The sequence below is a fragment of the Spiroplasma attinicola genome, from assembly GCF_023509825.1.
Lineage (GTDB): Bacteria > Bacillota_I > Bacilli_A > Mycoplasmatales > VBWQ01 > Spiroplasma_D > Spiroplasma_D attinicola.
On the sequence record NZ_JAKQXY010000001.1, the window covers coordinates 278,791 to 294,555 of the forward strand.

Below are 15,765 nucleotides of genomic sequence, written 5' to 3' on the forward strand. Positions count from 1 at the left end.
TAATCTATTTTTTATTTATTCACCCAAATTTTTTAAAACTTCATCAAACCCTTCAGAAAAAAAATCAGCAAAAGACATATCTAAACCTTGAATAATTTTAAACATTGCAATTAAAGATACATTTCTTGTTCCTCTTTCAGCATCAGAAATATAATTACGATGAAGACCACTTGTTTCGCTTAATTTTTCTTGTGAAAACTTTTTCCCTTTACCATTTCGTAATGTTTTCATTCGTTTACCAAAAGTATCTAATAATAATTTTCTTGCTTCTGCTTCATCAATTTCAATAATTTCTTTATTCTCAGTAACCTTAATCATATTTCCACCTCTATATTGAATTTCAAAATTGAAATTTACATTGATAACAACTCACGATATGTTTTTCTTAATTCACGCATTAAGTGATTAACTCCCGATTTAGTAATAATTTCACCAGTTTTTTCATAATAAAAGATACTTAACTCAGTTAAAGAAGCATCTTGATTTTCTAATCTCAAATCAGCTAAACTTTGACATTTATTAGATAATTGATTAAATTGATTTAACTCTTTAATCTTAGTAATCATTTTTACTTGTTGTAAACTTGCAATAAGCGTTTTTTGCTGATTAGAAATATCAATGTTATTAAACCGGTTAATTGTATTTAATAATTCTCGTTTAATTCTTTGATCTTCAAAACTAAACACTGCTTGTGGGCAGTCTAATAATTTTAAAAATTCAGAAATATCATTAGATTTTTTCAAATAAAGAATAAATTTTTTTCTGCGAATAATAACTTTAAAGTCTAGATTAAAATTATCTAATAATAATTTTTGAATTATTTTGGCAAAGTGATAACTATTAAACTGCAACTCTAAATGATAATTTGAAGTTGTCGGCGAATTAATACTTCCTGATCCTAAAAAAATTCCAGCAATATATGCTCTAAGACAATGTTTCTTAACATTCCGATCTAAAATATCAAAATCAATGCTTTTTAGTCAAAGATCATTACTTAAGTGGTTTACTTCAATTAGATATCTTTTAGTTTTTTTATATTTTGTTGTGAGTATTTGAGAATAATTTTCTAAACCTTGACGATTTAATAATTGAAAAATTAAATTGATTGTTGGTTCATGAAAACTATATAATTTAATTTTTTGTTGTTCTTGGTTGTTATTAGTTAAGTAATTTAATCTAATAAAAGCCGATAGTAATGATTTTTGGCAACAATCTTGAAAAGATTTTTGACAAATTTCATCTTTTATCATCATTGTAAATGATGACATTGTTATCACCTCTTTATTTTACAGACATTAGTTAATATTATCAATATAATTAATAATATATTGTGCAGCAATAGCACCATCATTGGTTGCTGTAACAATTTGTCTTAATTTCTTTTTGATAACATCACCGGCTGCAAATAAACCGGGAATTTTTGTTTGACAAATGTCATCAACGAGAATATAACCGTCTTTATCACAAATTCCTAAGTCTTTAACAAACCCAGTAATTGGAACACTACCAATATAAGGAAATAAAGCATCGGTTTTCATTTCTTTAATTTCCTTAGTTTTACTATTAAAAAGTTTTACAGCAACAACTTTATCAAGGTCTTTGTCACCAATAATTTCTTTAACTTCTCAATTAAGATGTAATTGAATATTAGAATTATTTTTTACTTTTTTCAAAGTTATATCATCAGCACGAAATTTTTCACTGCGATGAATTAAATTTAAATTATTTGTCATTCTTGTCAAAAACAATGATTCTTCACAAGCAGCATAACCGCCACCAACAACTGTAATAATCTTATTTTTATATAAAAAACCATCACAAACACCACAATAAGAAACACCCTTACCATAATATTCATCTTCACCAGGAACAGCAATTCGTTTTTCAACACATCCAGTAGCAATAATAACTGCTTTTGCTGTAATTGTTTTACCACTAAGTAATTTAATTATTTTGCTTAGATGTTTTAAACCATCAGTAATTTTTACAACTTCATCATAAATAAATTCAACTTTTAACTTTTCAACTTGCTCTTGCATTTTTAAAGCTAATTCTTGACCCATAATAAAATCAATTCCAGGATAATTTTCAACTTCCGAAGTTTTAGTCATTTTGCCACCAACTAATTCTTTTTCAATAATTACTGTTTTTAAACTAGCTCTTTGGGCATAAATTGCTGCCGTCATGCCAGCTGGTCCGGCTCCAACGATAATTAAATCATAATCATATTTAATTGGTTTAGTATTGGCGTTCATATAATCATCCTTTTTTTCTAAATTTCTTTTTCGCAATAATTTGAGCAAAAATTACTAAAGTAATACCTAAAACAATTCATAAAGCTGAAACCACCATCGAAGTTGAAACATTACCAATCATCATAATATCTCGTGTATCACGGAAAGGTTCCATTATTAACCTAATCATACCATAAAAAGCAAAATACAATGATCCAGCAGTTCCTGTTGCAGTTACTCGATAATGGTTCGGATTATAACTATTGTTTAATAAAGTTGCATCTTGAGTAAACTTTAATTTATGAGTTGTTTTTTGATAAAAATTTTTATTTTTTAAAAGAAATTTAGTATTAAACTTCATATCTGGAGTAATTTTATGCAATTTTAGAGGCTTAATAATAGCATCTTTAATCATTGTTCTTTCTGGTTCAAAATCATAATAAGCTTGATTTCAACAAGTTTTTTTTCAACGAGAATAACGATAAATTTTGCTAACTAATTTTCATGGTTGATAATAATCACTTTTGATAATTGGTTCAGTAATTCATAATGGTTGAAATTTTTCTGGTGCAACTTTTCAAGGTTTTTTGCTAATTCAAAATCCAAATTTAGGAACAATAAATGTTAAAGTAACTCACCCAAATAAAGAAATAATTGATTCATATAAAAATAATGGTTGACGATAAATACCAATTGCTTCATCAGGATAATGAAGATGATTATTAATTCAACTAGGTAACCCAGCAAATGGATGACCGACATTTCAACCTAAAACTTCTTGATTAAAAAAGTTTCCTCAACGACCAATTGCTTGCCCCAATAAAACATTAGAGATAATACAATCTAAATAAACTCACATTGAAATTTTGTATTTTAATGAAGCACGATAAAAAATAATTAATCCAACAATTAATCCAAAACTAACTCCACCTTCAATAGCAATACCACCTCTTCAAATGGCAATAACATCAAGAAAACTGTGCATTGATTGCAGATTATTTAAAACAAATCATAACCGCGCACCAATTAAACCAACTGGAACAATAATTAAAACTGCTCATTCAAGCGTTCTTGTTGGAATGTTCCTACGATGCATTTTAAATCATGAAGTAAAAAAAACTACTAAAATTGCCAGACCCATCAAAATTGAATAAATATGAATTGATGTTCCTGGGATATTAGCAATTGAATCATTATAACTATCAAAAAAGTACATTATTAATCATCGCCTTATTTCATTTATTTTTTATCGCGCTTTCTCAAAGTTGCAATTAAATCCTCTTGAAATTTTATCGCGCTATCTTGTCCTGCTGCTTTTAATTTTAAACTAATAACAGCTGACTCAATTAAATCGGCCAAGTTTCTTCCTGAAGTAACAGGTATTTGAATTAATGGAACTTTGACACCAAAAAAATCAGAATATTTTAAACTATCACCAACACGGTCAATTTTACTTCAAGAACTACTATTAGCAGGAATTAATTTAATAACTAAGTGAACTTGACTTTCAGGTAAAACGATATGATAACCATACATTTTTGTTACATCTAAAATGCCAATTCCTCTAATTTCAATTAAGTTTTTAACAATTTCATTAGTTTTACCAATAATCTTATTATTAATTTTTAAAATATTAATACTATCATCACCAATAAAAAGATGACCATTACGAATTAAATCTAAAGTTGTTTCTGATTTACCAATACCACTTGGACCAGTAATTAAAACACCATAACCAAAAATATTAACAAAAGTACCATGAATTTGTGTAGTAGGTGCTAACCGCTCAGTAATATACAAATTAATAGTGCTAGAAAAATCAAAAGTATTACCAAGAAATTTAATAATTGGAACTTTACTTTTTAACTTTTTAGCAATTTGACATAATTCTTTTTCATAGTTAAAGTTAGCAGTAATAAAAACAGCCGGAATATGTTCTTCTAAAATATTAACAAAATGATCTTGATAAGTATCAGTTTTTAAAGTATCAAGATATTCATTTTCTTTACTACTTAGCAACATAACTCTTCTTGCTAAAGTAATTCTTTTACTTTTAAAACCACTTAATTCTAAACCACCACGATTAATTCCTAAAGTAGTAATCAATCTTTGTTCTAAATCAACTTCGTCATTACAATATAAAACTTTTAAATTAAATTCTTTAACAATTTCTGCAACTGTAAAATTTGGCATTATTTCACCTATTGACTATTATTAATTAATTATACTTTAAATTTAAAATTCTTAACCAAAGTATTGTTAATTATTAAATAATCTAGACTTTAATTATAACATAAATGATAATAATTTATTTGAAATTTTCATATTAAAAGTGTTGATATTTTTTAACAGGTTCAGGTTTTTTTGCTGTAGTTTTTACAGAAGCTTCTTTATCAAAATGATCAGGAATATCAACTATTTTATTATGATATTTATATCAACTATAAGCTAACATTGGTATTAAAACTAAAGCACAACCAAAATCAACTAAGCCAAAGAATAAAAAGTAATAAATTGGATTACCAGTTAATTTTGATACAAGCAATCCTAGTCCCATCATTGGTAATGCTACAATAAAAGCTCGTAAACTATTAGCTATTGATGCTAATAATGATTTATTAATTCCTTGATAAAAAGTAAAAGCAATTAAACTAAGTGAAGAAAGAGGATAAGAACAGAAAGATAAAACTAATCATCAACGATATTGGCTAACATATTGCTTTGGAAAGGCAAAAACTAACATCATTTTATCACCCAAAGCAATTAAAATAATTAAAACAAGAGTGAATCAAGTAATTAATAAAACACTACTTCGTCATAAAATTTCCCAAATTCGGCGATACTTTTGAGCACCATAATTATAAGCAAGAATTGCTCGTGAACCTTGTGAAATTCCAATTCCAGCAGAATAAATTAAAGTAGTTCAAGGTGAATAAGCAGACATTAATTCTTGTAATAACGAAACGCCATTGCCAGTTTCTGGTTGATTTGGTAACTGGACGACGAGCATCGTTGAAAAATAAGAAAAGACAACAAAAGAAACACCTGAAATAAAATTAGGAAATCCTGCTTTAAGAAATTGTCAAATATTACTTCATTTTAAATATCAAACATCATGTCAAGTAAAACGAGAATAACTTTTTTTAAAACCAAAAACAATAATAAATCCTCAAATTATTTGTACTAATCAAGAAACTATCGTTCCCAACATTGCACCTTGCATTTTTAAATGTAAAACTCGCATAAATAAAATTGCTGCTCCAGCATTAATTAATAAAGAAGAAACCATAATGATAATTACTCAGTTTGCTCTTCCTTCATTTCTTAATAAAGCAGTAAAATAAAAACTAATAAATGCCAGTGGTGCTGCTAACAACATTGGATAAGAGTACTGTCAAGCTAATTGTTCAGTAATCGGATTATAACGGCTTCCCATTTGACTCGTAATAAGAACGGAATGAAAGCCAGGAAAAACTAGACAAAAAACAAGAAAAGCAATTAAAATTGAAAAAAGCAAAGTAAATGAAAAACCATTACCTGTAAGTTCACTCATTTTTTTAATATCTCTTTTTCCAAAAGCATAAGAAAAAGTCATCGCGCAACCCATCGCTGCCATAACACCAAAAGCAATCATTAAATTATAAGTTTGCGATGCATATTGTGTTGCAACATTAATATAAATTTTGATTTGATCAAGGGGCACAACTGATACATTACTATTAGTCAGATGATTATATTGATCAATATATCAAGGATCATGAGCTAAGTCACGAGAAGCAAATTGTAAAGCTAAAGTTTTATCAATAATATTATAAAAACCTTGAATTACCATAATTAAAATTGTTGGAATACAAAAATAAGCAATTACTTTTCATGGGGCTCCATAACGCAATTTTTTTTCACGAGTAGTTAGCAATGCTGCCATTATAATATTGCTCCTTTCATTAGATTTTATTCTTTAATAAAAAGTTAAATTTTAATTATTATTCAATAAAAAAATTATTTTATCTTTTTTTACTTACTAATAAAGACAAATAATTTTTTGATAAAATGAAAATTTTTCCAAAAAATATTAAAAAAGCAAAAATAAATTGTAATTTATTTATAGCAGAAAAAAGTTAATTAAGCAATAAAAAAGTTTCTATTAACATATTTTTTTAATAAAAATTATTATTAATAAAAATAGAATCAAAAAAATATTTTTGATAAATTAAATTGCTTTACAAACAAAAAATATTGTAATAACATAAATTCACAACTAAATATAAATAATTGAAACTTAGATGTTCGGGAAAAAGATGAAAACTCTTTGCTGTCCCAGCAACTGTAATACTAATGAACGTTGAATTATCCATTGAAATCCAATTTTGAGAAGGACAACTAGTAAAATGAGGTTAAGCCAGTAGACCGGTCTGATTTTCAAAAAGTAATTTATTATTCCTGGGGTTTGAATATTTAAAATATTATTGCTTTTTTTACTTTGTAAAAAACAAATAATTTTTAAATAGTGTCCATTATCCTAGAGATGGACATTTTTTTATCACAATTATAAGAGAAAGCAGGTATATTAATTAATGAAAAAAATATTAAGTATTTTAAATACTTTAAGTTTAACAACTTTAGTAAGTACAACCGTAATTGCTTGTAATAATCAAGAAGAAAATCAAATTGGAATAATACCAATTTTAAATGAAACACTAGCAAAATTAGAAAAAGAAACTGCTTTTAATCCGTATGACTGAACAAAAGATACATTAGATGAAACAATTAAATCAGATTTTTTAAATTATTTACAAAAACATGTTAAAAATTTTGATGCAATTTCAATAATAAATCTTAAAATATCAAGAGACAATATGTTTAATCAAATAATTATCAATATTAATTATCAAGATAAAAAGCAAAATTCTTCTCAACCTTATTTTATTAAAACCGGCATATTATTAGAAGGAGCGTAAAAAATAATGCGTAAGTTTTTAATGCTACTTTCAACTAGTTTAGTAGCAGCACTAACACCACTTGGTATCGTAAATACTAATAAAAACATTAGTCAAATTAATTTAGTAGAAAAAACTCCTGATTGAGTTCATAAAATGAGTCAAAATAATTCAGGAACAATTAATATTGGTTATGATCACTATTATTTAGTTAACAAGAAAACAGATAAAACTGATCCATGACAACAATATGATTGAGTTGATCTTAATACTAATAATAATTTATATCTTTATTTACCACAAGCAAATAATATTACTGAAGCAGTTCAAGAAATTACTATTGATGACAGTGCTAGTCCAAAATGAACAATTGGTATTGAAGAACCTGTCACTTGAAAAAAAGTTAATGAAACAACTTATACTAATAAGAGTTTTATTACTGAAGATACAACGATAAATGGTAATGCTTTAATGGATATTAAAAAATATCAAGAAATTAAGACCGGTAAGAAAGCACTAACAACATGAACTGCAGATGAAAAAAAATGATTTAGTGAAACTGGTAGTTTTCCAGGTCGACCTACAGTTGGACAACAAGATTGATGAAATTCAAATGGTTGAGAAAAATTATTAAGAACTAAAAATGATTTACCAAATAATCATTCGCAAAAAGAATTATATGACAAATGAATTGGACAATCAGGAATTGGGATGAATGTACCATTAAGTTTAATTAATGAAAATTCTTTTACAATTAAGACAACTGATCTTAACCATGTTTTTTTATTGCAAAACACAATTAAAGAAGCATGAATTGATAATACTGGGAATGTAATTAATATTCCAACACCACATTGAGGATTTACTTTAAAACTTAACTACAAAAATCAAACAATCTTTCAAACACCACAATTACTTAAATTAGATAATGCTTTTAATGAATCAGATATTGTTAATTATTTATTTATTACAAAAGGATTCTGATCTTTCAATAGTCAAGAACAAACCAAATTTAAAGCAAATTATATTGCTTAAAATATTTCAGAAAGCTATTTCAAATGATTGCCGTTTTAAAATTACTATTTAAATACCAAGTTAAATCATGATTTAGCTTTTTACTTTGTTTTATTTTGCCATTTATTTTTTTAATTTTTTGTGTTGCTTTTTCTAATACAATCCAACAACCTATTAGTAGTAATGGTGCTTTTTTAGCCCTACCTGGCGTCATTATTAGTATTGGACCAACAATTGGTATTCTAAATTTAACTTTAATCTTAACTGATTTTAAACAAACATTATTTTTTAAACGCTTAAAATCAATGCCTTTAAAAATGTCAGAATTTTTCTATAGTCTTGTTTTTTATCATTTACTAATCATTTTAATTATTTCTGCTCAATTGCTTGGTTTTAGTGCCGCAATTTATCATAAACAAATTCATTTTGACTGAATCAATTGAGCATGACTTTTTGTTACTATTATTATCAACAGTATTACTTCGTGTTTAATTGGTTTTATTTTTAATATATTCATTGAAGATTTTAAGATTAATTTAATTATTGCAATTGCTTTTTTCTTATTAACAGTTTTTTTATCAGGTTGTTATTTGCCTTTATTTGTTATTAGAACGAGTGCGATTTTAAAATATTTAGCTTTAATTATACCTGGAACATATGCTAGTTCCTTGATGATTTATAGTTGGTATCACTTTACCCCAACTTATAATGGTAAAGAATTAATTAGTTATAAAGATTATGGTATCTTTACTAATTATTTAATTCCATTAATAATATCTTTAATTATTATTGTTGTCTTATTAAGTTTTATTTTGTTTCACAAAGCAATTAAAACTTTACCTTATAAAATAAAAAAGAATTTGCAGGAGAAAATTAATGCTAAAAGATGAAAAAGAACTAAATAAAAAAATATTAAAAAATAAAAAAATTTGAAAATGAACGATTTGAAATTTAGTTTTAGTAATTTTAGGAGTATCAATAATTGTTAATATTACTTATTTACCAAAATACTTTATTTTAAAAAATCGTAGTGATCATACTTTAAATATTGATATCACTGCTTATAATAATTCAGATGATACTTTAAACACAAATTTATTATTCTTATTTCATTATCAATCAACAATGGCAACTGTTGGTGATTTAATGGCATCATATACTAATACTTATCATTTAAAAAATGCCGGGTTGGGAAGAATATTAACTGGAATTTATGATGATTCAAATAAAAAATGAATTGAAGGAGACTTTATTAATGGTAGTCAAGATTTTTGAAAAATATATTATAATGGCAAAGAAGCACCAGTCGGAATTGATAATTTAAAACTACATATGAATGACAAAATAGATTTATATTACGAAAAAATTGCTCAGGACAAACACTATGGAAGCACTAATTAGATTAAATAACATTTCTAAATCTTATAATAATAAAAAAGTCTTAACAAATATTAATTTAACAATTAATAAGGGGGAAAAAATTGCTCTTTTAGGTGCTAATGGTCAAGGCAAAACAACTTTAATTGAAATAATAACCCAAATTCAATTACCAACTAGTGGTACGATTGATTATTTTTTTGATAATAAACAATTTAAACAAGAAATTGGTTTGCAATTCCAAGAAAATAATTGACCTGCTAATTTAACAATTAATGATATTTTATCGTTTTATAAAAAGATTTATTCAAAAATACAAACAGAAAGAATTCAATATTTAATAAAAAATTTAGATTTATCATCACTGCTAAAATATAAAGCACAAAAGCTATCACCTGGACAAAAACAGCGTCTTAACTTATTATTAGCCTTAATTCATAATCCAAAACTATTAATTCTTGACGAATTAACTTCTAGTTTAGATCTTCATTTACAAAAAAATATTATTGCTTATATAAATGAAATTGTTAAAAATCAAGAGCAAACTTTATTATTAGTTAGCCATAATTTATTAGAAATTGAAACATTATGTAGTAGAATTATTGTCATTAAAGATGAAAAAATTATTTTTGATGATAAAAAAACAAATATCTTAAAACAGTACAACAATTTAAATAGTTTTATTGAAGATATTATTTAATTAATAAATTTTTTTCATTACTATTATAATTTATTTAGTTAATTATTAAATGTATAGGAGTATCAATGAAAAATACGAAAATTAATCTAATCAAATTAAGAAGTAATGTTGACATTAATTCAATTGAAATGTTTCATGCTTGTTTAAAATATAATGCCAAAATGGCACCATTGGTTAATCCAGAATTAGAAAAATGACCAATCTATCTTGATTATTGAAATCAATTAGTAACAAATAAAAATATTTATCCTTTTAAAGTTACAGCAACTTTTGATCAAATAACTTTAGTTGGCGATTATATTAAAAGTCCTGTAAAAAATAGTAATAATAATCGTACAATCTTTTTACTTCATGGCATTACTAATACTCGTTACTGAATTTTTAAACAAGTTTATCTTTTTTTACAAGCTGGCTATAATGTTGTTTGATATGATGCAAGAAATCATGGCGAAAGTGATGAAGCAGCAACTACTTTCGGGAAAAATGAATCTTCAGATTTACAAGATATCATTAATTATATTGTCGAAAAATATCAACCTGAAAATATTATTATTTATGGCTTTTCCTTAGGTTCAGCAACAGTAATTATGTGAAGTGACATTTATCATAAACAACCTAATCATAATAATGACAATATTAAATTATTAATCTGCGATTCTTCGTTTGCACACTTAGAACAAAGTTATGTTGAACAAATTAATAACTATAGTTTTATTCCAACTAATTTAGCAATGAAAATTTTTCATAATCAAATAACAAAAATGACAGGTTTCAATGACTTATCATTATTGCAACCAATCAAATATTTAAAATACATTCCAAAATTTCCCGTTTTATTCTTACATGGTAAAAGTGACCGTTTTATTAGTTATACTAATAGCCAAGAATTATATCGCGAAAAAATTCGTTATGAACATCCAATTAAAAGTAAAATTTACTTAATTAAAGAAGCATTACATGGTCAATCTTTTTTAGTTGGTGATAATCGCGAAGCAACAATTCTTGATGAATATAATCAACCACAAGACAAAAAAATTTCCGAATTAGTTTTTGATTATATTAATCAAATAATAAAGTAAGAAAAATTGCAAAAATATTAGTTAAGTTATAAGATTATCTTAACTATTTTTTTACTAAAAACACTTGCTATAAAGTAAGATTAAGGTTTTACAATATTTTTAGATTATAAATAATGAAAGGTTTTGAAAATAATATGAAAATTGCCATTATTGGTGCTGGTGCAACTGGAATGGGTGTTGCAAGTAAATTAGCACGAGAAAATAAAAACTTAAAAATTCATGTCTTTCAAAATCATAACTACATTTCTTTGGGAGCATGTGCGATTCCATATTTTATTAGCAATGATTTTAGAAAACAAAGTTTATTAAATGCTAGAACAACAAAAGATTTTAAAAATGAAAAAGCATATCAAAGTAAAATTCAGTTTCATTTAAATCATATTGTTAAAAATATTAATCCAGAAAAAAATGAACTTACTTATCAAAATCAAAAAAATAATAAAAGTAATAAAATTAAATACCAATATTTAGTAATTGCTACCGGTGCGAAAGGTAATATTTTTCCACCATTCAATTTAAAAAAGCAACCAAAAAATTTATTTAATGTCATAACTAAAGAAGACGCAATTAATATTAAAAAAATTATCAAAAATTCACAAAAAATTGCGATTATTGGCGGTAGCTTTATTGGCTTAGAAATGGCTGAAGCATGTGCAAAATTAAAAAAAGATACAACAATTATTGAAGTTAAAAATGGTTTAATGGCAAATGTTTTTGATCATGAATTTAGTCAATTAATTTATGATGAAGTTACTGGAAAAAATGCTAATAATCAAAAAGCAAATAAACAACTAATGGCAACTAAAGTATTGCTCAATACAACAATTGAAGAAATAAATCTTAAAGATGATACAATTGTTAGTTTAAAAACTAACAAAGGCGAACTAATTGAATGTGATTTAGTATTACTAGCAACAGGCTTTCGACCTAATACCGACTTCTTAACTAAGAATAATATTAAATTAGCAAAAAATAATGCTGTAATTATTAATCAATACGGCCAAGTCTTAAAATCAGATTCAAGTGTTTATGAAAACATTTTTAGTGGCGGTGATTGTGCCATAATTATTAATAAAATAAGTCAAAATATTGATTACTTACCATTAGCAACTACTGCTAATAAAATTGCAAGAGTAATTGCTCATAATATTACTCACCCAGATCAGAAAGAATCTTGACCTGGAACTCTTGGTTCGGGAATTCTTAGAGTTAAAAACTTAGAACTTGCTAAAACTGGAATTAAAGATGATTCTTGAACATCAGAAAGAGTTGCTTCTGTCTTTGTCAAAAGCAATGATATTCCAATTTATTTTAAAACAGCAAAACCATTATATTTAAAACTAACTTATGATAAGACTTCTTATCAACTTCTTGGTGCACAAATCGCAGGCTATAATAAAGCAGTATTAAGAATCGATGCTTTAGCAACCGCAATTTGAAATAAAATGGATAGTCGTGATTTACAAAATTTAGATTTAGTATATGCGCCACCTTTTGCAACAACAAGCGATATTATTCATATTGCTGCAAGAAAAATCAAATAATAGAAAGAAGAAATTATGACTCTTTTAGCTGATAATAAAAAAATTAATTTGCTGCGAGATTTTCTTGGTATCTCTCACTGACAAAGTTTAGTAGCAATTTTAATTTTTTTCACCATTATTATTGCTTTATCAATTACAATTAAAAAAACAAGATTGAAATTTCCTTATCGGATCTTTATTGGCATGGGATTAGGGTTAATTTTTGGTTTAACAATTCAAGGTATTACTGGTTTTAATCCTAATAATATTACTAATCCACTTTTATCAGGTGGTGAAACACAAAATCCCCATTATATTGAATGAGCTGGTGAAACTGCTCGTTGAGTGGAACTAATTAAGAATATCTTTATTACTGGTATTACTATGCTAACAGTGCCAATTGTTTTCTTAGCTATTGCTCGTATCACTGCCAAAAAACTTGCTAGCACTAATCAATTAATGAAAGTTTCAATTACCGGCATTGTTATTTTATTAGTAAATGTTGCGATTGCTTTTTGTATCGCTTTTGGGCTAGGAATGGCCTTTAAAATTGGCCAAAACTTTCATTTAAGCGAAAGTGGTACTTATACAAGAGATAGTGTTAAAGGAATTCCTGCTTTAATTGCTGGTTATATTCCTAGTAGTTTTATTGGTGTCTTTACTCAATTTCTAATTATTCCCGTAATTATTCTAGGTTTTTTAGTTGGTTATGCAATTAAAAAACTAACAAAAAGAAACGAACAACGAATGGATAAAGCCCGTAGTGTTTTAGAAACAATGTGAAAAATTATTACTTCAATTTTAACAATGTTCGTGAAAATTATGCCGTTTGCTGTTATGAGTATGTTAGCTTCTGCGATTATGAATTATCCAATCGGCGCTCTAGCTGATATTGGTATTATTATTGGTGTTGCGTACTTGGCATTAGTGATTACTTTTGCCTGACATTTATTATCATTATTCATCTTTGGTGTTAATCCTTGACGATGATTGAAAAAAGCACAACGACCAATTATTAGTGGATTTACAACACAATCATCAAGTGCAACATTACCAATTGCTCTTGACACTTTAAAAAATAATCTAAAAATTAAAGAAGAAGCAGCCGATACTGTTATGCCACTATCAACAACAATTGGACTTAGCGGTTGTGCTGGTGTTCAAGCAGGAATTATTCTATCGTTCTTATATTTTTCAGTTATTAAACAAGGTGACTTTCCTGATTGAACAATTGCTTTATTATTTATTAATGGTTTAATTGTTACTTTAATTGCTTCTTTAGGAATTGCTGGAGTTCCTGGTACTGCTAGTGTTGTTACTGCCGGTGTCTTAGGTGGTTTAGGATTTGGTGCTTTTTATGCATCGGTTTATGGTATTATTGGTGCTTTAGATGGCTTGTTTGATATGGGAAGAACTGCTGTTAATATTTCTGGTGGTTTACAAGCAACGGCAATTGCTAGTCGTAATAATGATATGATTGAAGATGAGAAGTTAAAATTAAAAAATTATTTATTCAAGCCACTTCATATTTTAAATAAAAAGATTGGGGCAAAAATTGCTGTTAGAAAAGCAAAAGAAAATGAAATTAATAATTTAAAAAAAGCATATGAAGCAAAAATTGCAGTATTAAAAAAAGCAAGAGATAATAAAATTCAAGCAATCAATGATTCAGATCAAAATGTAACTCCTAATCCAAATATTGACATTGATATTGCTAATGTTAAAACAAACTATCAAGAACAAGTTAAAACTTTAAAATTAGAAATGAAAGCTAAAATTAAAGCAATTAAAAAGCAAAAAAATAATAATCAAAATAATAATGAACATTAAAACAGAAAAAAGTTGAATCTTACAGTTCAACTTTTTTTAATTTTGATTAAATAAATAATAATTATCAATTTTCCATTATAAGTTCTTTAGAATCTTCATCAAACTTTAAAAAAATAACTAAAGTCGCAATATAATAAGACCCAAGATTAAATACTAAGAAACGAACCACTGTCACAAAATAATAATAACTTTTATTATTTACTAATTTTTTTAATTTTGTTTGAATAATAAGAAACGCTATTATTCTTGGTATTGATCAAATAGATAATATTAAAAAATTTAGAAAAAATAAAATTCAAAATATTATTTTAATAATATTAATTGGCACAAAATAACCAATAAGAATTGTAGTTATAAAAATAAATAAATTAATTATTAATATTAAAAAATCTATTTGAAAAATTGCTTTTAAATAATGCTTAATTGTTTGCAAATTTAAATTATTATTAACAATCTTAAAATCAGCAGTAATATTTGATAAATAATTCTTATGTTTATGCTTAAGAAATAATAAACTTCCAATAATGCTAAAAAGATTTAAAGTAATAATATCTAATCATAATAATTTTAAGTATTGATTACGATAATTAGCTTTAAGAGATAATTTATAACAATCACTAAAAACTCTAATAAGAAAAATAACAAATAAACTTTTAATTATAACAGTTCCAATTCAAGGAATACTAAAACTATCTTTAGGAATTCCAGAAAATTTAATGCCAAAAAAAATATATAATAAAAGAACAATATAAATAGCATTTGCAAAAATTATAAATGCAGTAAAAATTAAATTAATCCAATAAGAACAATAAAATCATTTTAAAATTACTGGTTTAAGGTCTAAATCTTTTTTAAAATCAGGTTTAATAACGAAAAATCTAAAAGTATCAGATATTTCTTTGTTGATTAAATCAACTGCTTCTTCTGAAGCTATTTTTTTTCTTCTAAGTAATCATATTGTAATTTTTTTTAAAATCATTCCACCCATAATTGCTTTCCAATTCTAATTGCTTTTTATTAATTGGTTATTATGGCATTGTAATTCATGTTTTAGAATTTTATTAATTTAAA

At 25.6% G+C, this 15,765-nt stretch carries 15 protein-coding genes and 1 riboswitch; of the genes, 8 read left to right on the plus strand and 7 right to left on the minus strand.

Translation table 4 applies throughout. From position 1 onward, the window contains the following. Positions 1-15: 15 nt before the first annotated feature. The 6 genes from LT335_RS01365 to LT335_RS01390 form a co-directional block, all read right to left on the minus strand. Positions 16-318: a helix-turn-helix domain-containing protein gene (locus LT335_RS01365; protein ID WP_249728069.1), complete on the minus strand. Its 303-nt coding sequence runs from the start codon at positions 316-318 to the stop codon at positions 16-18. A 35-nt stretch (positions 319-353) separates the two neighbouring features. Then, positions 354-1,268 (minus strand): DNA-binding protein WhiA, encoded by a 915-nt coding sequence (gene whiA / locus LT335_RS01370; RefSeq protein WP_249728071.1) that lies wholly within the window; start codon positions 1,266-1,268, stop codon positions 354-356. Between the two features lie 27 nt (positions 1,269-1,295). Then, on the minus strand, positions 1,296-2,255 hold the full coding sequence (trxB, locus tag LT335_RS01375; protein ID WP_249728073.1) for a thioredoxin-disulfide reductase: 960 nt from the start codon (positions 2,253-2,255) through the stop codon (positions 1,296-1,298). Continuing rightward, positions 2,239-3,450, minus strand: coding sequence for a prolipoprotein diacylglyceryl transferase (locus LT335_RS01380; protein WP_249728074.1), 1,212 nt, complete (start codon positions 3,448-3,450; stop codon positions 2,239-2,241). Before LT335_RS01380 ends, trxB begins: the two co-directional genes overlap by 17 nt. Before the next feature lie 23 nt (positions 3,451-3,473). Then, on the minus strand, positions 3,474-4,427 hold the full coding sequence (gene hprK / locus LT335_RS01385; protein WP_249728076.1) for an HPr(Ser) kinase/phosphatase: 954 nt from the start codon (positions 4,425-4,427) through the stop codon (positions 3,474-3,476). A 133-nt stretch (positions 4,428-4,560) separates the two neighbouring features. Further along, positions 4,561-6,159, minus strand: a complete 1,599-nt coding sequence (locus LT335_RS01390) for an MATE family efflux transporter (protein WP_249728078.1) — start codon at positions 6,157-6,159, stop codon at positions 4,561-4,563. Between the two features lie 339 nt (positions 6,160-6,498). After that, a riboswitch (cobalamin riboswitch) is annotated at positions 6,499-6,664 on the plus strand. A 144-nt stretch (positions 6,665-6,808) separates the two neighbouring features. Between LT335_RS01390 and LT335_RS01395 the strand changes: the two genes are divergently transcribed. The 8 genes from LT335_RS01395 (at position 6,809) to LT335_RS01430 (ending at position 14,694) form a co-directional block, all read left to right on the plus strand. Next, entirely contained in the window at positions 6,809-7,192 is a 384-nt protein-coding gene (locus tag LT335_RS01395; RefSeq protein ID WP_249728079.1) for a hypothetical protein, read from the plus strand. Positions 7,193-7,198: 6 nt separating this feature from the next. Then, positions 7,199-8,206: a hypothetical protein gene (locus tag LT335_RS01400; protein ID WP_249728081.1), complete on the plus strand. Its 1,008-nt coding sequence runs from the start codon at positions 7,199-7,201 to the stop codon at positions 8,204-8,206. 23 nt (positions 8,207-8,229) lie between these two features. Further along, positions 8,230-9,090, plus strand: coding sequence for an ABC transporter permease (locus LT335_RS01405; protein ID WP_249728083.1), 861 nt, complete (start codon positions 8,230-8,232; stop codon positions 9,088-9,090). Then, complete coding sequence (locus tag LT335_RS01410) at positions 9,062-9,586, plus strand: DUF4430 domain-containing protein (RefSeq protein WP_249728085.1); 525 nt, start codon at positions 9,062-9,064, stop codon at positions 9,584-9,586. Before LT335_RS01405 ends, LT335_RS01410 begins: the two co-directional genes overlap by 29 nt. Further along, positions 9,570-10,262 carry an ABC transporter ATP-binding protein gene (locus LT335_RS01415; RefSeq protein ID WP_249728087.1) on the plus strand — a complete coding sequence of 231 codons (693 nt, stop codon included), beginning with the start codon at positions 9,570-9,572 and terminating at the stop codon, positions 10,260-10,262. The genes LT335_RS01410 and LT335_RS01415 overlap by 17 nt, the downstream gene beginning before the upstream one ends. A gap of 65 nt (positions 10,263-10,327) precedes the next feature. Next, the gene (locus LT335_RS01420) at positions 10,328-11,341 is read left to right on the plus strand and encodes an alpha/beta hydrolase (protein ID WP_249728089.1); all 1,014 of its coding nucleotides are present in this window, start codon (positions 10,328-10,330) and stop codon (positions 11,339-11,341) included. A 113-nt stretch (positions 11,342-11,454) separates the two neighbouring features. After that, positions 11,455-12,885: an FAD-dependent oxidoreductase gene (locus tag LT335_RS01425; RefSeq protein ID WP_249728091.1), complete on the plus strand. Its 1,431-nt coding sequence runs from the start codon at positions 11,455-11,457 to the stop codon at positions 12,883-12,885. A 15-nt stretch (positions 12,886-12,900) separates the two neighbouring features. After that, on the plus strand, positions 12,901-14,694 hold the full coding sequence (locus LT335_RS01430; protein WP_249728093.1) for a dicarboxylate/amino acid:cation symporter: 1,794 nt from the start codon (positions 12,901-12,903) through the stop codon (positions 14,692-14,694). A 61-nt stretch (positions 14,695-14,755) separates the two neighbouring features. Here LT335_RS01430 and LT335_RS01435 read toward each other — a convergent pair whose 3' ends face one another. Continuing rightward, positions 14,756-15,682: a hypothetical protein gene (locus LT335_RS01435; RefSeq protein ID WP_249728094.1), complete on the minus strand. Its 927-nt coding sequence runs from the start codon at positions 15,680-15,682 to the stop codon at positions 14,756-14,758. Positions 15,683-15,765 lie beyond the last annotated feature (83 nt).